Source organism: Desulfobacter sp., from assembly GCA_028768525.1.
GTDB lineage: Bacteria > Desulfobacterota > Desulfobacteria > Desulfobacterales > Desulfobacteraceae > Desulfobacter.
The window spans coordinates 693,688-713,113 of sequence record CP054837.1 but is presented as its reverse complement, the minus strand read 5'-3'; the positions used below and the strand labels follow the sequence as shown (position 1 = coordinate 713,113).

14 protein-coding genes are annotated in these 19,426 nt (G+C 54.6%); 7 read left to right on the top strand and 7 right to left on the bottom strand.

What is annotated here, in order from left to right; translation table 11 throughout:
• The first annotated feature begins 7 nt into the window (after window positions 1–7).
• Window positions 8–3,529 carry a DNA polymerase III subunit alpha gene (gene dnaE / locus HUN04_03155; GenBank protein ID WDP88784.1) on the top strand — a complete coding sequence of 1,174 codons (3,522 nt, stop codon included), beginning with the start codon at window positions 8–10 and terminating at the stop codon, window positions 3,527–3,529.
• Window positions 3,530–3,547: 18 nt separating this feature from the next.
• On the opposite strand, the gene HUN04_03150 is transcribed toward dnaE, so the two are convergent.
• Window positions 3,548–4,114, bottom strand: coding sequence for a BON domain-containing protein (locus tag HUN04_03150; GenBank protein ID WDP88783.1), 567 nt, complete (start codon window positions 4,112–4,114; stop codon window positions 3,548–3,550).
• Window positions 4,115–4,127: 13 nt separating this feature from the next.
• Window positions 4,128–4,391, bottom strand: coding sequence for a hypothetical protein (locus tag HUN04_03145; protein ID WDP88782.1), 264 nt, complete (start codon window positions 4,389–4,391; stop codon window positions 4,128–4,130).
• Window positions 4,392–4,503: 112 nt separating this feature from the next.
• Between HUN04_03145 and HUN04_03140 the strand changes: the two genes are divergently transcribed.
• Window positions 4,504–5,271 carry a TerB family tellurite resistance protein gene (locus HUN04_03140; GenBank protein WDP88781.1) on the top strand — a complete coding sequence of 256 codons (768 nt, stop codon included), beginning with the start codon at window positions 4,504–4,506 and terminating at the stop codon, window positions 5,269–5,271.
• Here the strand turns inward: HUN04_03140 and mtaB are convergent.
• Genes mtaB through HUN04_03125 form a run of 3 tightly spaced genes read right to left on the bottom strand, consistent with a single transcriptional unit; the run spans window position 5,268 to window position 8,102 of the window.
• The gene (gene mtaB / locus HUN04_03135; protein WDP88780.1) at window positions 5,268–6,587 is read right to left on the bottom strand and encodes a tRNA (N(6)-L-threonylcarbamoyladenosine(37)-C(2))-methylthiotransferase MtaB; all 1,320 of its coding nucleotides are present in this window, start codon (window positions 6,585–6,587) and stop codon (window positions 5,268–5,270) included. The two genes, HUN04_03140 and mtaB, sit on opposite strands and share 4 nt — an antisense overlap.
• Before the next feature lie 40 nt (window positions 6,588–6,627).
• Window positions 6,628–7,671 carry a tRNA 2-thiouridine(34) synthase MnmA gene (mnmA, locus tag HUN04_03130; protein WDP88779.1) on the bottom strand — a complete coding sequence of 348 codons (1,044 nt, stop codon included), beginning with the start codon at window positions 7,669–7,671 and terminating at the stop codon, window positions 6,628–6,630.
• Window positions 7,671–8,102 (bottom strand): 4Fe-4S binding protein, encoded by a 432-nt coding sequence (locus tag HUN04_03125; protein WDP88778.1) that lies wholly within the window; start codon window positions 8,100–8,102, stop codon window positions 7,671–7,673. Before HUN04_03125 ends, mnmA begins: the two co-directional genes overlap by 1 nt.
• A 183-nt stretch (window positions 8,103–8,285) precedes the next feature.
• Here HUN04_03125 and HUN04_03120 point away from each other — a divergent pair, with 183 nt between their 5' ends.
• The 5 genes from HUN04_03120 to fdhF all read left to right on the top strand — a co-directional run bounded on the left by HUN04_03120 (window position 8,286) and on the right by fdhF (window position 16,807).
• Complete coding sequence (locus HUN04_03120; protein ID WDP88777.1) at window positions 8,286–10,454, top strand: alpha/beta fold hydrolase; 2,169 nt, start codon at window positions 8,286–8,288, stop codon at window positions 10,452–10,454.
• 221 nt (window positions 10,455–10,675) lie between these two features.
• The gene (locus tag HUN04_03115; protein ID WDP88776.1) at window positions 10,676–11,479 is read left to right on the top strand and encodes a hypothetical protein; all 804 of its coding nucleotides are present in this window, start codon (window positions 10,676–10,678) and stop codon (window positions 11,477–11,479) included.
• 319 nt (window positions 11,480–11,798) lie between these two features.
• Entirely contained in the window at window positions 11,799–12,266 is a 468-nt protein-coding gene (gene nuoE, locus HUN04_03110; protein ID WDP88775.1) for an NADH-quinone oxidoreductase subunit NuoE, read from the top strand.
• A 4-nt stretch (window positions 12,267–12,270) separates the two neighbouring features.
• Complete coding sequence (gene nuoF, locus HUN04_03105) at window positions 12,271–14,127, top strand: NADH-quinone oxidoreductase subunit NuoF (GenBank protein WDP93145.1); 1,857 nt, start codon at window positions 12,271–12,273, stop codon at window positions 14,125–14,127.
• Between the two features lie 10 nt (window positions 14,128–14,137).
• Entirely contained in the window at window positions 14,138–16,807 is a 2,670-nt protein-coding gene (gene fdhF, locus HUN04_03100) for a formate dehydrogenase subunit alpha (GenBank protein WDP88774.1), read from the top strand.
• Here fdhF and HUN04_03095 read toward each other — a convergent pair.
• Together HUN04_03095 and HUN04_03090 are read right to left on the bottom strand one after the other, a co-directional pair.
• On the bottom strand, window positions 16,794–18,506 hold the full coding sequence (locus tag HUN04_03095; GenBank protein ID WDP88773.1) for an ABC-ATPase domain-containing protein: 1,713 nt from the start codon (window positions 18,504–18,506) through the stop codon (window positions 16,794–16,796). The genes fdhF and HUN04_03095 overlap by 14 nt on opposite strands.
• A gap of 208 nt (window positions 18,507–18,714) precedes the next feature.
• Complete coding sequence (locus HUN04_03090; protein ID WDP88772.1) at window positions 18,715–19,410, bottom strand: hypothetical protein; 696 nt, start codon at window positions 19,408–19,410, stop codon at window positions 18,715–18,717.
• Between the last annotated feature and the right edge of the window lie 16 nt (window positions 19,411–19,426).

The window sequence follows — 19,426 nt, the reverse complement described above, 5'->3', positions numbered from 1 at the left end:
TCTTAAGATGAGCGATACCCCCTCCCCCTTTTGTCATCTGCACCTGCACACCGAGTATTCTCTTCTGGACGGGGCCATCCGCCTGGATTCCCTGCTGAACAGGGCCAAGGAATACAGAATGGACGCCGTGGCCATGACCGACCACGGCACCATGTTCGGTGTGGCCGAGTTTTATGAAAAGGCCCATAAGGCCGGAATAAAGCCGATTCTGGGATGCGAGGTCTATGTGGCCCCGCGGACCCTGAACGACCGGACACAGCTCGATAAAAAAGGGCTGAACCATCTGGTTCTCCTGGCCAAGGACCATAACGGCTACAAAAACCTGTGCAAGATGGTTTCCATCGCCCAGCTCAAGGGGTTCTACTACAAACCCCGTATCGACCGGGATCTTCTGGCCGAAAACAGCGGCGGTCTCATCGCTCTTTCCGCCTGCCTAAAGGGGGACATCCCCCAGGCCATCCTGGCCGGTGACATGGAAAGGGCCGAAGAACGGGCCCGGTTTTACCAGAAAACCATGGGGGAGGGGAATTTTTTCCTGGAAGTCCAGGAAAACGGGATGGATATCCAGCACCAGGTCAACGAGGGGCTGCTGGATATCTCCAAACGGCTTTCCATACCCATGGTGGCCACCAATGACTGTCACTACCTGTCCAAGGGGGATGCCAAGGCCCACGAGATTCTGCTCTGCATCCAGACCGGGGATACCTACGATAACCCCAAGCGGTTCCGGTTCGATTCCGACGAGTTGTATTTCAAATCCCCCGAGGAGATGCAGAATACTCTGGGCCATTTCCCCGATGCCATTTCCAATACCCGGCTCATCGCAGAGCAGTGTAATGTGGAATGGGGGGACAAAAGTTACCATTTCCCGGTCTTTTCCAGGGAAGAGGGGGTATCAGAGGCCCAGCTCTTTGAGCGCCTGGCCAGGAAAGGCTTTGAGGAACGGCTGGCAAAGATCAAGAAGAATAATCCTGATATTGATGAAAAGGTCTACCGGGACCGTATTGATTACGAGATCGGCATTATTCTGGATATGGGCTTCCCCGGTTATTTCCTCATTGTGGCGGATTTTATTGAGCATTCCAGGAGCATCGGGGTGCCGGTGGGACCGGGCAGGGGGTCTGCGGCCGGTTCCATGGTGGCCTATGCCATGGGCATCACGGCCCTGGATCCCATTGAGCACGGTCTCATCTTTGAAAGATTTTTGAATCCGGCCCGTATCTCCATGCCGGATATCGACGTGGATTTCTGCATTGAAGGCCGGGACAAGGTTTACCAGTACACCATTGACCGGTACGGTGGGCCGGACTATGTCTGCCAGATCATTACCTTTGGAAAGCTAAAGGCCAAGGCCGTGATCCGGGACGTGGGCCGGGCCCTGGGCATCCCCCTTTCCGAGGTGGACGAAATTGCCAAAATGATTCCGGATATGTCCAAGAACCTGGCCAAGGCCATTGAAGAGGTGCCGGCCATCCTGGACAAATGCAACGAAACCCCTGAAAAGACCCAGCTACTGGAAATTGCCCGGCTTCTGGAAGGGCTGCCCCGCCATGCCTCCACCCATGCGGCCGGTGTTGTGGTTTCGGACAAGCCCCTCTATGAATACCTTCCCTTGTTCCGGGGCAAGGAAGGGGAGACCATCACCCAGTTTGACATGACCTACACGGAAAAGCAGGGTCTGGTCAAATTTGACTTTTTGGGCCTGCGGAACCTCACGGTCATCAAGAACTGCATCGGCCTCATTGAAAAACAGGGCAGGGAAGCACCGGATCTGCTCCACCTGGATCCAGAGGATAAAAAGACCTTTGAACTGCTCCAGAGTTCGGATACCACCGGGGTGTTCCAGCTGGAAAGTTCAGGCATGAAGGAGCTGATCTCCCGGCTCAAACCCGCCAGCTTTTCCGATATTGTGGCCCTGGTGGCCCTCTACCGCCCCGGCCCCCTTGATTCGGGCATGGCCGATTCCTACGTGGAAAGAAAGCACGGCAGGGAACCGGTTGAATATCTTTTCCCGGAGTTGGAACAGGTGCTGGACGAAACCTACGGGGTCATCCTCTACCAGGAACAGGTCATGAAAATCGGCGGTGTCCTCGCCAATTATTCCATGGCCGATGCAGACGGCCTGAGAAAGGCCATGGGCAAGAAAATCGCCGCCATGATGGAGGAACACCGGAACCTGTTCATGAAAGGGGCCCAGGAAAACGGCCATGACCCCAAAAAGGCGGCCGAACTTTTTGACCTCATGGAAAAATTCGGCGGCTACGGGTTCAATAAATCCCATTCGGCAGCCTATGCGCTGATTTCGTTTCAGACCGCTTATCTCAAGGCCAATTTCCCGGTGGAATTTATTGCGGCGCTGATGACCTCGGAGCGGAGCAACTCCGATGCCGTACTCAAATATATGGATGAGTGCCGGGCCCACGATATCAAAGTACTGCCCCCGGATGTGAACCAGAGTGATGTCTTTTTCACCGTGGACGACGGCTGCATCCGTTTCGGTATGGCTGCGGTAAAGGGGGTGGGGGACGCCATCATTGAAGTCATTGTAAAGATCCGGGAAAAGGAAGGCCGTTTCGAGAGCATATACGATTTTTGCGAACGGGTGAGCGGCGCCAATAAAAAGGTATTGGAAGCCCTGATCAAATGCGGTGCCTTTGACTCCACCGGGGACAAGCGGAGCCAGATGATGGCCGTACTGGAAGAGGCCCTGGAGCACGGACACCGGATACAGAGGGAAAAGGCCGATGCCCAGCTGGACCTCTTTGCCGACTCCGGCATGGGGGTGGCCCTGCCCATGGCCGTGCCGAAGATGCCCCACCTGGAAGAATGGGAAGACAATGAACTGCTGGAACTTGAAAAGGATGCCCTTGGATTCTATATCACCGGCCATCCCATGGACAAGTATGGGGAGATCATCAAAAAGTACGCCAGCGTAAACACCACCACCCTCCAGGATGTGGCCAACGAGCGCATGATCCGCATCGGCGGCACCCTTAAGGTGCTCAAGATCCACAAGACCAAAAAAGGGGATATGATGGCTTTCTGCGCCATAGAGGACCAGGCTGCCACGGTGGAGGTGGTGGTCTTTCCCAAGCTCTATGCCAAGGTCCATACCCTTTTGTCCGAGGAGCAGATCGTCATCCTTGAAGCCGAAGTCCAGAAGACTGAAAATACGGTGAAACTTCTGGGGGAGAAAATCGTTCCCATTGAACAGGCCGAGACCGAATGGACATCGGGCATCGTCATTGAGGTGGATGCAGAGAAAAACGGCATGGAGATTTTTGAACAGCTAAAACCGGTGATCGAACGCTATCCCGGTGACTGTGTGTCCCTGTTTAAAATCAGGATAGATGAAAACCACCCCCCTGTCATGGTGAAATTGGGGGATGAATACCGGGCCGATGCCCACCCTGAATTTTTTAGGGAAGTCCAGGCCCTGCTGGGTGAGAATTCCATAGAAACCCGGTGTGCTCCGGTCAAGGACAAGGAAAAGAAAAAGAAGCGGTGGCAGAAGAAAAAATCGGCCTGAACCTCGGTTTGATTCGGTCTAGTTTGAACTCACAAGCTGATTGACGACCCGGCGGTCGCCTGCAAATCCCTTTGCAATGGCGGCCGCTTTTTGTTTGAGCACCTGGGAGCCCACGCTGCCCGTGAGGATCACCTCATCCCGAGTGGCCGTCACCCGGACGGGGTAGGGGCCCAGCTCCGGGTCACCGAGCAATGCCATTTGTATTCTGTCCCTGGTGACGGATTCCGAAGTGGCAAAGGTGGTGCCGCTGTGGATGAGGGCCATGCGGTTTTCAATCCGGACCACCCCGTCAACGGTCTGTATCAGATCCATGATCATCCGGCGGTGGTAAATATCCCGTGCATTGCCCTCCAGAATAACCACCCCGTGCCTCACCCTGATATCGATATCGTCCTGGTCCACCAGATCGTCGGAAAAGAGTTTGGATTTGATTCTCGCCAGGATCAGTGTATCCTCTGCTGCCGTAAATACCGAGCGCGGCGTTTCTTCAGGCGCCCTGTTATAATATACCGGCGACCCTTTGGGGGGGGCGGATGCGCAGCCGGCGGCGAGGAGCAGTATTCCCGCAAGCCACCAGGCCGGCAAACCGGGTATCCGTCTATTCAAAATCATCTAAATTCAGGTTGTCCAGGTCTGAAAGGTCCATATCCTTGAGCAGATCGTCTTCTTCGGGAATAATATCTTCGTCAATGACCACTTTTTCATTTTTACGGACCGGGGCTTCAGTAACAACTTCCTCTTCGACTTCCTCTTTGGGAATGAAGCGATTCACAAGAAAAAGACCGGCCATGTATATCATATAGCCCAGCCCTGCGATATTCAGAACCAGAATGATGATGCCCACAATGTTTTTTGCCAGCACGGATAAATTCCCCTTAAGCGTTTGACGGTGATGACTTCAGTGGTTATATATAATCTTTAACTTTGTGACAAGGCTTTAACGCCTGATGTATTAACCAAACCAAGGATTTTTTATGAGCTGGCTGGGAAAAATGATCGGCGGGACCCTGGGGTTTGCCCTGGGCGGCCCCATCGGTGCAGTGGCAGGGGCGGCCTTCGGCCATACCTTTGTGGATAAAAAGGAAGACGAATATCTCAAATCCATACCGGGCCGGGAGGGCCCAGGACTCTCTTCCAACGAAGAAGCCCAGCTCGTCTTTTTTACAGGGGCCTTTTCAATGCTGGCCAAAATATCCAAGGTGGACGGCCGGGTCAGTGAAAAGGAAATTCAGGCAGTGGAGCGGTTCATGGCCGTGGACCTGCAGTTGGATGCCTCGGGCCGGGAAACCGCCAAGAATATTTTCAGGCAGGCCATCTCGTCCCCGGAGCCCTTTGAGGCCTTTGCCCGCCAGTTTTATGCGGTGTTCAGGTCCCAGCCCAATATCATCGACCTGATGATGGATGTGCTGGTCCGGGTATCCGCCGCTGACGGTTCCATTTCCTCCGGCGAAGAGGGGCTGCTTTTATCCGCCGTCCGGATTTTCCAGTATTCCCAGGCCGATTATGACCGGCTCAAATCCCGGTATGTAAAAGCGGCAGATCCCTATTACGCCGTACTCAAATGTGATGAAAATGCCACCAACGAAGAGATAAAAAAACAGTACCGCACCCTTGTCCAGGAATACCACCCGGACAAGATTGAGGCCAAAGGGCTTCCCGAAGAGTTCGTGAAATTTGCCAATGATAAGTTTTCAGAAATCCAGAACGCCTACGAACAGATCAGAAAAGCCCGCGGATTTTAAATTATATCTCCCCATAGTGTCAGCCGGTCATCGCAACGGCTGACGCTCAGATCCACCAATTTCCCTTTCAGGGTGGCATCCCCTTCAATGAGCACCGTGAGGTAATTGGCCGTCACGGCCTTCAGCATGCCGGTTTCCCTGTCTTCCTGGTGCTGTACCAGTCCCTGGAGGGGGCGGCCCATCTGCTTCTTTATAAAGGCCTCCCGCTTTTCCCTGTCCAGTTTCCGCATGCGCGCCGCACGCTCCTTTATGACCATACCGTCCACCTTTGGGGTGAAATGGAAGGCCGGGGTGCCCTTTCTCGGGGAGAAGGGGAAGACATGCAGGTAGGAGACGGGCAGGGAGGCTATGAGTTCATAGGTGTTTTCAAACTGCTTATCCGTCTCGCCGGGGAAGCCGATGATGACATCCAGGCCGATGCCGGCGTGGGGCAGGGCCGAGTGGATGTCCTGGACCACCTGTTGGAATTCTTCTGTGGTATAGGGCCGCTTCATTCGTTGGAGCACCCCGTTGTCCCCGGACTGCAGGGGAATGTGGAAGTGGTCGCAGAGAATGCGGCCGGGCCCGGCCAGTTCAATGAGGTCCGGGGTGATTTCGTTGGGTTCTATGGATGAAATTCTGATCCGGCCCGCGGCTTTTTTTTCGTCCATCTCCCGGACCAGGGCGGAGAGGGTGGTGGGAGGCGTGAGATCCTGTCCGTAGAGTCCGGTGTGGATGCCGGTGATGATAACTTCGTTGAACCCCTTGGCGGCCAGGCCTTTCAGGTGGCTGAATACCTGGGCTTCGGGCATGGAAACCGAGGCGCCCCGGGCATAGGGGATAATGCAATAGGTGCAGAACTGGTGGCACCCGTCCTGAATTTTTAAATAGGCCCGGGTCATGCTTCCGCAAACGGGTTTATCAAAGCCGATGAAGCTTGCATTCTTACTGTGGTCCGTTTTTTTGAAACGAAAGGGATGGGATTCGTTTTCACAGTTCCCCGCGATGCATTTTGCAATTTTGTCTTTATCCCTGTGGCAGATGATTTCATCGATCTCCTTGATTTCTCCCACCACTTCGGGGTCGGTCTGGGCATGGCAGCCGGTAACCATGATTTTTGCACCGGGGTTCTCCCGGATGAGCCGGCGGATGGCCTGCCTGGACTGCATGCCGGCCTTGGAGGTCACGGCACAGGTGTTGATGATGCAGATGTCCGCTTTGCATCCCTTTTTTCCCCGGACGAGCCCTCGGTCTTCAAGACCGGCGGCAATGCCGTCGCTCTCATATTTGTTGACCTTGCAGCCCAGGGTTTCTATATAAAAGGTCTTTCTATTCATTATACTATTTTTTGCTCACTTTGTTTTGTTTACCAGATGGTTACCGGATGATGCCGGCGCCCAGCACCCGGTTTTCAAGATAAAATACGGCGGCCTGCCCCGGTGTAACGGCATTTTGCGGTACATCAAAAATGACATCCCCGGTGTTGCCCTGCCTGACCAGGGTTGAGGCGGCACCTTTGTGGCTGTATCTTATTTTTGTGGTCAGGCTGGAGATCTCCTTGCCCTCCGGATAATTCCAGGTAATATTGTCCACCTTCATCCGGCGCTGGGCCAGATCCTGTTTAAAGCAGACCTGGAGGGTGTTGTCCGCCATGTTGATGCGTTTGACATAATAGGGGGCCTGGGCCGGGATATTGATGCCCCGGCGTTGCCCGATCGTAAAGGTGTGCAGTCCCCTGTGGGTGCCCACCTCTCTACCCTCAATGTCCACGACTTTTCCGGGGCGGGGCTGTATCCCTGTTTTACGGATGATGAAATCCGAAAAATTTTTTTCTTTGATAAAGCAGATATCCTGGCTTTCCGAGGGAACCGAGGGGGTCAGGCCGTTTTCCAGGGCCAACTGCCTGACCCCTTCCTTGTCCAGGCCCCCCAAAGGAAAGATGAGGCGATCCAACTGGGCCGAAGAGAGCAGGGCCAGGAAATAGGACTGGTCTTTTTTGGGATCTTTTCCCTTTTCCAGCCAGGCGCCCGGAATCTCTTTGTCCGGGCAGGAAAATTTATTGGTCACCCTGGCGTAATGGCCAGTGGCCAGGGCATGGGCCCCGAGTTTTTCTGCCTGGTCGAGGAGGGCGCCGAACTTAATCTTCCTATTGCATACCAGGCAGGGATTCGGGGTTTTGCCGGCCATGTATGTGGAGATGAAATAATCCACCACCTCTTTTTCAAAGGTCTCTTTCAGGTCGATGGTGTGGACCTTGAACCCCAGCTGGGCCTCGAGGGTGGCCGTATCCACGGGGGAGGCTTCGTAGCCCGTGGTAAAATGGATACCGAATACCGCTTTGTAGGCTTTTTTAATCAGAAATCCCGATACCAGGGAATCGATGCCCCCGCTCAGGGCAACGGCAACAACCGGGGATCCCATCAGGCGATCTCTTCCTTATTTTTGCTAAAAAGGCCCATGGCCCGGGTGGGGCAGGTCACCAGGCATCGTTCGCACAGACTGCATTTTTCCCGGTCGAAAATCACTTCCATTTCAGGGCGCTTGATGTACAGGGCGTCGGTGGGGCATACGGCGATGCAGGCCCCGCAGTGGGTACAGATTTCTTCATCCTTGTAAATCTGATGTTCAGGGGTGGAAATACGGATCCCCTGTTCCTTGAGGAAGTTCACCCCTTTATTGAACCCTGCCCTGGATACCGAGGAGATCTCCAGCACCATGTGGCCTTCCCGCCTGGAAGAAATCTGGGCTTTAAGGATGTTAAAGAGCAGGTCGTATTTTTTGACCAGCTGGCAGACGATGGCCTTCTGGGCCACCTCCGGCGGGAAATCTAGGATAACAATTTTTGAATACAATGATCGTCCTCCGTTACGTCCTAAATATTTATTTATGTGGATATATGCTTTTCAAGTATTAAATTATTTGTGCAAAGCCGGCACATTGGGTATGATAATCATTAATCTGTATAATCCAAGCTTTGTATCTTATACCAGAGGGGGATGAATAATCAATAGCCTCGGCGTTTTAAGGATCTGCCCATGAACCCATTTATCTTTGAACTCTCAGGTTATACCCTAAAAACGTTTTCCGGATTGTCCAAGGCCACGGTCCGAATCCAGGGAGAGGAGAATATACCCCAGGGGGCTGTGATTTTCTGCGCCAACCATTTTACCCGGATCGAGACCATTTTCCTGCCCTATCATATCCATTCTTTGACCCGGAAGAAAATAAGCTCCCTGGCTGCGGCCGAACTTTTTGATATCCCGGTGCTCAAGGGATTGATGGATACCCTGGGCGGGGTGTCCACCCATGATCCCATGCGGGATGAAAAAATTCTGACCAGCCTGCTTTCCGGGGAGATGGACTGGATTATCTTTCCCGAGGGCATGATGGTGAAAAACAAGAAAATGGTGAAAAACGGTGAGCTGGCCTTGGAGGGGGATGGCGGCAGGATACGTCCCCACACCGGCGCCGCGGTCCAGGCCTTGCGCTGTGCCTTTTTCAGGGAGCGGCTAAGGCGGCTGTCCAAGACGGATTCCCCTGAGTTTTTGCGGCTCGCTGCCTCATTTGGCATAGAAGAGGGGCAGATGGACAAAGTGCTGTCCCTGGATACCTTTATCGTTCCGGTGAACATCACCTATTATCCGGCCAATCCCCGGGAAACTATTCTGTCTTCCATGGCGGATATCATGGTCAAGGAACCCTCCAAGCGGATGAAGGACGAGCTGCTCACGGAAGGCGGGATGATGCTTTCCGGGGTGGACATTACCATCCGGTTCGGCGAGGCCATCGATATTCATCCCTATTTAAACGATCCCTATATTGAGAGTATGCTGACGGTGAAGCGGCGGGTGCGGTTTGAGCAGGATATCTATTCCAAGGAAGTCTGCCGCGCCATTGCCGGAAAGATCATGGAGCGGTACATGACGGCCGTCTATGCCATGACCACCCTGAATTACGACCATGTCATGGCCGCCATACTCAAGCATTTCCCCTACAAGAAAAAGGGGATCGATATTTATGAATTCCGTTCCAAGGTATATTATGCCATTACCTGCCTGATGCTGAACCGGCTTTGCTATGTGTCGGATCTCTTCCGTTATAACCTGATCCATCTGCTGACCAATGACCGGTACGACCGTGTCGGCCGTTTCATCGCACTGGCCGAGAAGACCGGTGTGGTGAAGATGGAAGGCGACCGGATGGTCAAGGACCAGGCCCGTTTTTTTACAAAAACGCCTTTTCATTCCATCCGTCTGGAAAATCCGATACTGGTCATGGCCAATGAGGTGGAACCGGTTACCGAGGCGGAAAACTGCCTGAAAAAAATTGCCCAGACACCCGGGAACAGGATTATGGACCGGGTTCGCTCAAGGCTGGTGGAAAAGATGAATGTGGATTTTTCCCAGGCCTATAATGCCTTCTTCATTGAGGGGGAGTCCAAAAGCAAGCGGGTGGGGCAGCCGATTTTCCTCAAAAGAGATGATAATTCCCCGGGCGCCCTGCTCATCCACGGATATATGGCCGCCCCCCGGGAGATGAAGGCGTTTGCCGAATATCTGTATGAGAAGGGCTTTTCGGTTTATGCCCCCAGGCTGGCCGGCCACGGCACCGCCCCCGAGGACCTGGCGGGCACCACCTATGACGACTGGGTGGAGTCCGTTGAAGAGGCCTATGTAGTGCTCAGGCATTCCTGCCGCCACATCATCATCGGGGGCTTCTCCACCGGGGCGGGCCTGGCCCTGGAACTGGCCGGCCGGGTGGAGGATTACCAAGCTGTCTTTGCCGTGGCACCTCCCATGCAGCTCAATGACCTGGGGTCCTGGTTCGTTCCGGCCATTGATACCTGGAACAGCATGGTGAAAATGCTCCGCCTGGATGCCGGGGCCAAGGAATTTGTGGAAAACAATCCCGAAAATCCCCATATCAATTATGTACGGAATCCCATTTCAGGGGTACGGCAGCTGGAAAAACTAATGGACCAGCTGGCACCCAAACTCAAGGCGCTTGAAAAACCGGTACTGGTGGTCCAGTCCAGAAAGGATCCCGTGGTCAACCCCAAGGGAACCTTACGGCTTTTCAGCAAGATTGGATCGGAAATAAAGGAATATTATCTCTTTGATCTTCCCCGTCACGGCATCTTGCTGGGAGAAGGCAAGGAAAGGGTGTTCATGGCGGTCGAGAATTTTATCCGGCAGTGGGTGTGAACCAATCCGCATGTATCATGAAACGGCATTGATACCTGCATTGTCCCATGGGTCTGCCCTGCAGGATGCCATGCTTTTGGTGGCGGGCGCTGTGGCGCCGGGAATATGGAGAAATAATGGAGAATGGCTCGGATACTTGCATGTGTGATATGTCTGGAGATATGGATAAAACCATGACGCTCGTTTTTGTGCCTGACACCGCTATATCATGGAGGGTAAATATGAAATCAGTCATCATGGCTTTAACGCTCTGTATCATTACTGCGGCTTTCACGGGGGCGGCAGCTTCAGCATCCACATATTATATCTGGGACGACTGGGGGGGCTCCTGGTCTGATGCGGAAAAAAGTCCCTTAAGCAGCGAGGATGATTTGATGTGCTGGGCGGCCACGGCCGCCAATATTTTGGCCTGGACCGGCTGGGGCGACGTGGTTGGGGATGCGGATGATATTTTTGAGTACTACCAGGCCCATTGGACAGATGTCGGCGGCAATGCGTATTTTGCCTGGGAATGGTGGTTTGACGGAGAGAACGAGATGCAGGGGGAGAGCGGCTGGTCCCAGGTGGATGTCCCGGGCGGGGGATTTTGGGCCGCAACCTATTCCCTGGATGATTATGTATTTTCGACTTTTGAGTCCTCCGTTGATGCGCTGGCCATGAGAAATATCGAATATTCCCTGACCCAGGGGTACGCCACCGCCTTGGGGCTGGCGGACGGCGGTACCGGCGGCCATAGTGTGACCTGCTGGGGATACGAGTATGATGCCGACGGCAATTACCTGGGGATCTGGATCACGGATTCCGATGACGATAAAGGGGATGAAACCCCTGAGGACGAACTGGTCTACTATGCGGTTAATTCAGAAAACGGACTCTGGTACCTGGCCGATTTTTACGGAACGGACCACTGGTACATCACCGAAGTCCAGGGGCTGTCCTCAATGCCTGCTGCGGTTCCCCTGCCGTCCGCCATGCTGCTTTTCGGCGGCGGGCTGGCAATGCTTGCATTGGCTAAACGAAAATGATGCCAGGCCTGCCCTGGAAACATTAAAGGCGAATTACAGAATATCAAGGGCCGGGTCAGGAGGTACCTGCCCGCCGCCTTGCACCCATTCACAAATGACGAATCCCAACGGTCCGGCCCGTGAAAAGACCGGCGTCTAAAGGCTTTTTACGCCTTGACTTCGAGACTGATCCCTGTAAAATAGAAGTATTCAGAGATTGAAGTTTTATATTGGTACCGTCCACGTTTAGATTTCCCACCTTTTTGAATTTCGCCCCGTCTTTTACCCTTGTTCAGTGACGCGTTGAAAGCCTTTAACCCATTATTATCCGGGAGGCGTTATGGAAGCGTCATTAAAATCCGTTTTCTCGGAATTTGAAGGAAGGCAGGAGGACCTCATCCCCCTGCTCCAGGCCGTGCAGACACGGCTGGGATACCTTCCCAAGGATGTCCTGCTGGAGATTTCCAGTTTTATTCATATCCCTGAAAGCCGGGTATTCGGCGTGGCCACCTTTTATACCCAGTTCAGGTTTTCCCCTGCCGGTAAAACCCATATCATGGCCTGCCGGGGTACGGCCTGCCACGTCAGGGGGGCGCCGCGTATCCTCAAAGCCTTTTCCGATACCCTGGGCATTCTGGAAGGGGAGGCCACAGGCGATCTGGAATACTCCCTTGAAACGGTGGCCTGTATTGGCGCCTGCGGCCTGGCACCCTGCGCCATGATCAATGACCGGGTCGAGGGGAAACTCACCCCCAAAAAGGTGAGGGGGTTTTTCCGCAGGAGGCTGAAAAATGAAATCAAGGTTTAATGAGATGGTCAGCCGGGCCCGCCTTGAGTGGGAAACCCTTCAATCCGGCCAACCGCCGGTGATACGGGTGGGTACAGCCACATGCGGCCGGTCAGCCGGGGCTTTCAAAACCTTGACGGCCCTGAGGTCCGCGGCAGGCAACCTGGGGCTGGACTGCCGGATCATGGAAGTGGGGTGCCTGGGGCTTTGTTATGCCGAGCCTGTGGTTTCTATTGCGGCGGCCTTCAGGCCCCAGGTGCTTTACGGGTGGGTGGATGAAAGCCGGGCCCTGGAAATTATGGAAAAGGACCTGGTTAAGGGGGAGCCTGTTGAGGAATATGCCTTGGGGACCCTGGGCAGGGGAAGGGTGAAGCAGATCCCGCGCCTTTCCCAGACAGATGTCTTTAAACACCAGGTTCGGAGAATTCTGAAACGGTGCGGCATGATCGATCCGGCATGCCTCAGCCATTACCTGGCCAACAATGGGTATTCGGGGCTTAAAAAGGCTGTGGACATGGGCTGGGAGGAGATCATTGAGGCCGTCACGGCTTCGGGTCTGAGGGGGCGGGGTGGTGCAGGATTCGCCACCGGAGTCAAGTGGGGCTTCTGCCGAAAGGCAGAAGGGGAACCCAAATATCTCATCTGCAACGCCGATGAAGGAGACCCCGGCGCTTTCATGAACCGGTCCCTTCTGGAAGGGGACCCCCATGCCCTGATCGAAGGCATGGTGATTGCCGGCAAAGGCATTGGCGCATCCCGCGGGTTCATTTACTGCCGTGCGGAATATCCCCTGGCCCTGGAGCGGCTGGAAACCGCCATTAAACAGGCCCGGAGGGCCGGTTTTCTCGGGGCAGACATCATGGGTTCCGGATTTGATTTTGACATTACCATCAAAAAGGGGGCCGGGGCATTTGTCTGCGGCGAGGAGACGGCTTTGATCGCCTCCATTGAAGGCCGGCGCGGCATGCCGCGGCCAAGGCCGCCGTTCCCGGCGGTCTCCGGTCTCTGGGGCAAACCCACCATCATTAACAATGTGGAAACCCTGGCCTCGGTGGCCCTGATTCTCCAGCAGGGAGCAAAATGGTATGCGGATTTCGGATCCGAAAAGAGCAAAGGGACCAAGACCTTTGCCCTGGTGGGGGAGGTTAAGCGTCCCGGACTCGTGGAGGTGCCCCTGGGGATTACCATCCGTGAAATGATCTTTGACATCGGCGGCGGGGTCCGGGGGGACAAGGAATTCAAGGCGGTCCAGACCGGCGGCCCATCAGGGGGGTGCATCCCGGCCAGGCTCCAGGATACCCCGGTTGATTACGATTCCCTGACCGCAGTGGGCAGCATCATGGGCTCCGGGGGCATGGTGGTGATGAATACGGATTCCTGCATGGTGGATGTGGCAAAGTATTTTCTGGAGTTTACCCAGAAAGAGTCCTGCGGCGGCTGCGTTCCCTGCCGCCTGGGAACCAAGCAGATGTTGGATATCCTGGAGGATATAACAGAGGGAAAAGGGAGCATCGAAGATCTGGATATCCTGGAAGAGCTTTGCAGGGCCGTCAAGGGAAGCGCCTTGTGCGGCCTGGGGCAGACCGCGCCCAATCCCGTATTATCAACCATCCGGTATTTCAAGTCCGAATACCTGGCCCATATCGTTGAAAAAAAGTGTCCGGCCCGGGTCTGCCGGGCCCTGATTTCCTATTTCATTGATCCGGAAGCCTGTGCCGGCTGCGGCAGCTGTATCAAATCCTGCCCGGCAGGCGCAGTCTCGGGCCGGAAGAAAAAGGTCCATGTAATCGATCAGTCAAAATGTATCCGGTGCGGTGCCTGTATGGAAAAATGCCCGGCCAGATTCCATGCAGTGCAATGCATTCCAGGGAAGATTTTTTAAGGAGTAAGCCATGGAAAAAATTACCCTGACCATTGACGGATTTCAGCTCAGCGCCGATCCCGGCAGCACCATCCTTGAGGTGGCGCTGGGGAACGGAATATACATTCCCAATTTATGCTACCACGAAGATCTCAAGCCCTCTTCCGTCTGCCGCCTCTGCCTGGTGGAGGCGGACGGCCGGATGACAACGGCCTGCAACACACAGGTCCGCCAGGGCATGAAGGTTAAAACCGAAACAACTGTGATTGACGAAACCCGGCGGATGATTGTGGAACTCCTCCTTGTCAACCATGAGATGGACTGCCTTGAGTGCAACCAGAGCACCCTTTGCAAGCTGCAGAAGGCGGCCAATTACGTGGGTGTGGATGAAGGGCGCCTGGCACGCCTGAGGGCGTTCAAGGGGGATAAGCCCGTGGACCGGTCCAACCCCTTTTTTGACTTCAACCCCAACAAGTGCATCCTTTGCGGGGTCTGTGTCAGGACCTGCGATGAAATAGCAGCTATCAACGCCATTGATTTTTCCCAAAGGGGCTATGCCACAAGGATTTCCACATTTGACGACAACCGGTTCAAGGATTCCAGGTGCGCCTCCTGCGGAGAATGCCTGACCCGATGCCCCACCGGCGCCCTGGCCCTCAAGGAGCGGCGGGGTGTTTCAAAATGGTCCAAGGCTGTCTGTCCATACTGCGGCGTGGGGTGCGGCCTGGTTCTGGGCATCCGGGGCAACCGGATCGTCTCTGTCAGGGGGGACCGGGAAAATCCCGTGAACAAGGGGCAACTCTGTGTGAAGGGGCGGTTCGGACTGACCTTTGTCAACCATCAGGACCGGCTGAAGGATCCGCTGATTCGAAAAGACGGCAAACTTGAACCCGCCACATGGGACGAGGCGCTGGACCTTGTGGTTGAAAAATTCAAAGGGGTCAAAGGTGATGACTTCGCTGTATTCACCTCTGCCAAATGCACCAACGAGGAAAATTTTGCCATCCAGAAATTTACCCGGGCAGTGATGGGAAGCAACCATATCGATCACTGCGCCCGGCTGTGACATTCTCCCACTGTGGCAGGTCTTGCCACAAGCTTTGGGAGCGGTGCCATGACCAACAGCATCAATGACATCCGCAATGCCGCCTGCCTATTTGTTATCGGCAGCAATACCACGGCTGCCCACCCCATCATTGCCCGGCAGATGAAGTATGCCGTAAGGGCAGGGGCCAAACTCATACTGGCAAGCCCCCTGGAAATGGAACTGCGTGAATATGCAAAGGTATTCCTCCAGCACATGCCCGGGACGGATGTGGCGCTGATAATGGGATTGATGAAGGTGATTGTGGACCAGGGCCTTTTGGACCAAGGGTTTATCCAAAGCCGGTGCAGCAATTTTGACCGCTTTCAGGCCTCCCTCAAGGACTTCGGCCTTGAAACCGTTGAAAAAATTTGCCGGGTACCGGGAGAGGCGCTGAAAGCCGCAGCCCGGATTTTTGCCCAAAACAGCCCGGCCGCAATTTTCTATGCCATGGGCATCACCCAGCATACCCACGGCACGGACAATGTCCTGGCCCTTGCAAACCTGGCCCTGCTCACCGGAAATGTGGGAAAGCCCTCGGGCGGGGTCAATCCCCTGAGGGGGCAGAACAATGTCCAGGGGGCCTGTGACATGGGGGGGCTGCCCGGGGTTTTTCCAGGCTATCAGAAGGTGGATCTTCCTGAAAACCGGGAAAAGTTTGAGGCCGCATGGGGTGTCTCTCTGCCCGCCCGCCCGGGGCTGACCCACACCGAGATCGTTGACGCCGTCCTGGATGGACGGATCAAGGCCCTGTACATCATCGGCGAGAACCCCGCCCTCAGCGAGGCCGATGCCGGCCATACCCTGAAGGCCCTTGAAAGGCTGCCTTTTCTGGTGGTGCAGGATATTTTTCTGACCGAAACCGCCCAAAAGGCGGACGTGGTACTTCCCGGGGCCTCCTTTGCCGAAAAGGAGGGCAGTTTTACCAATACGGAGCGGCGGGTTCAACGGTTTAAGCAGGCCATCACCCCCCTTGGGCGGTCCCGGCCCGACCATGAGATCATCTGCGATATTGCAAGGCGGATGGGGGCCAGGGGATTTGACTGGGACGGTCCCGAAGCCATTATGAAGGAGATTGCCTCCCTTGTTCCCCAGTATGGCGGAATCTCCTATGGGCGCCTGGGGAAAGAGGGGCTGCAATGGCCCTGCCCGGCCAGGGATCACCCGGGAACCCCCTTCCTCCACGGGAAAAAATTTGCAACCCCGGACGGACGGGGCAGATTCATGCCCCTCTCCTACAAGCCCCCGGCAGAACTGCCGGACCGGGATTATCCCTTCATTCTGACCACCGGCAGAAGCCTCTACCACTTCCATACTGATTCCATGGCCGGACGGGTGGAAGGGCTGAACAGGATGCAGCCCTGGGAGCGGGTCGAAATGAACCGTGAAGATGCCGCAGGGCTCGGCTTTGAAACCGGAACAAGGGTGACAGTGGCTTCACGGAGGGGAGAGGTTAGGGCCAGGGTCCATGTAAGTAACCGCTGTCCACCGGGGGTGGTCAGCATGGGGTTTCACTTCGGCGATTGCCCCACCAACATGCTGACCAGCCGGGCCGTGGATCCCGTGGCAAAGATCCCGGAGACAAAGGTCTGCGCCGTCAAGATCAGGCCGGCGTGATTTTTTGTTTTACTTTGAGTGTCCGAATTCTGTTTATGGCGCCGATTAATTCATAGGGCCTGAACGCCGCGATATCACCCGAGATATAGGGCAGTAATATGTCAAGGCCATGTTCCTGAATTTCCGAGATGAGATGGTCTGCAATTTCCCTTAAGGTCTGTTTCCCGTCCATCTTTTGAATTGAATATCTGATGGCATGCCCCAGTGCCCTTGTCTGTGAGATGTCCACAAGCTGTTCCATGTCCCCCAGGTCGATGGTTTCAGTTCCAAATCTGATTTCTCTGACCCGTGGCGCGCTGATTTTCTCCCTGCCGGAACGGTTTGGGGGGACGCCTGCTTTTTCAGGGATCCGGGTGTTTATTTTTCCGAAATCTTTGCCCCCTTCACTGACCCTCCCGGTCATGATGGTTTCTGCAATGTGATGGGCCTTTCCGGTCACATCATGGGGCTGGTATTCCGACATCTGGATCACATGGTCTGCCACAGAGAAATAATCCCCGGCCCCGCCCATGACCACGATGGTGGAGATACCCAGATCCCTGTTCAATTGCCTGACTTTATCGATAAATGGCGTAATGGGCTCTTCCTCGCTGGGGACCAGGGCCTGCATCCGGCTGTCCCGGATCATGAAATTGGTGGCCGAGGTGTCCTCGTCCAGCAGCAGCAGGCTTGCGCCGGCTTCGATGGCTTCGGAAATGGTGGCTGCCTGGGAGGTGCTGCCGCTGGCATTTTGGGTGGTAAAGCAGGCGGTGTCCTTTGCAAGGGGCAGGTCATTGATAAAGGGGGAAATATCTGTGTTTGAGATGCTTCTTCCGTCTGCAGCCCTGATTTTAACGGCATCGGGAATGGTGACCACCCCTTCGCGCCCGTCTCCGGGGATATGGTTGTACACCCCAAGTTCAATGGCGTTCAACAGGGTTGATTTGCCATGGTAGCCGCCCCCCACTATCAATGTGACCCCTTCGGGTATGCCCATTCCTGTGATTTTACCGGAATTGGGTAAATGGAATTGGACCTCAAGGTTCGGGGGGGATTTAAACGGGATGGCTTTATCCGGATCCATCGGAGATGAATCAATGCCGCTGAGCCTGGGCAGGTGTGACCCATTCGCCACAAAACAGGTAAGTCTGTGTGTTTTCAACCGGCTTCTGAGAAAATCCGAATCCTCGGCCGTTTTTATTGCCAGATATAAGGCGTGATGATCCAAATTGTCCATGAACATGGCCGAAGGGATGATCCCGGGGAGTTCACCAAAGATCATATCCATGGCGTCCTTGCCGGATATTTTCCGGCCCCTTGCCGGAAGGCCCATGAAAAACCGGGCCTCCACAAACCGGTCATTGATAATCATGGATGTCCGGTTGAGGACTTCCTGAACCGGTTTGTCCATAATGATCCGCCCGCTTTTTCCAATCCCCCTGGATCCCTTTGTCGTCTTGAGGCATTGACGGCAGAACTGACGGGTTAGATGATCGCACAGGGCAATTGTCCGGCTCCGGCTTGACGTGGTGTCTGCAGGGAAACCGGCAGTTTTTCTGTCGATTCTCACCCTGAGTTTGGAGGGCGCAGCATAAGGGTCTCCCTGAACATGATCAATGAACAGGCGGTAGTCCGGGAACCTGTAGTCCCCCTGGAGTCCCTTGTAGGCCTTATAGCCTTTTCCGTCGATGGAAATTATTTTTTTTCTGAGCCGTTCCATGGTGGCTGGGGGCGAGCCTCCTTTTTGAAATGCAATTGAGCCGGAAAATTGAATTCAAGATGAGTATGCCACTGTAAAGATAATTTGTAAATTTGCTTTAAGGACCTGTTTCAACCTGTTTCAAAAATTAAAAGGCCCGGGGAGTCTGTCACAGACTCCCCGGGCCTTTTTTAAGCGCAGATGGACCGGTATGATTCCGGCGGAAGCCTTAGTCTTCCAAGGGCATCATGGTGGCCGGGTCCAGGGTGTATTTCTGGTCGGTCCGGTCGCCGTCCTTGAGGACGATGGCTTCGATTTTGTTGTCCACGGGATTCAGGAAAATGGCTTTGTTGACCAGTTCCTCGTGGGCAGCCAGCTGTACGGGATAGCCTTCGTTGTTCAGGGGTTCTTCCCGGTGGCTCTGCATGGACAGCCAGATGGAGATGGAAAATTCCTTGTTGAGCTGCTTGAGGTCTTCCAGGACGCTGTCCAGGTCCGCATCAAAATCAAGGCCGTCCAGCACCATGATGGTGGGCAGGGCCAGGTCGGCTTTCTTGAAGCTTTTCAGGTAATCCCGGATTTTTTCAACCTCAAAAGTGGTCTCGGTGTAGGAGATGCCCACCTTGTTGTGCTTGATGGATTCCCAGAGGCGGACGGCCTTCTGGGGATCAACGTAGCCGATGCTGTCTACCAGGTTGTGGTATGCTTCATCATATCTTACATTGATTTTTTCCATGGGATCATCAAGGCTGATATGAAGAATTTTTTCATCGGAAAGCAGCCGGGTCAGGGCAATCTGTACCAGGAAACCGGTTTTGCCCACACCGGCCCGTGACAGCACGGCACCGAACCGCCCGTCAATGATATTTTCAACACCCATGGCTTTTTCAGCCGGGCTTCTAAGAATCAGATCTTTTTTAAGCATAGTTCCTCTCTTCATC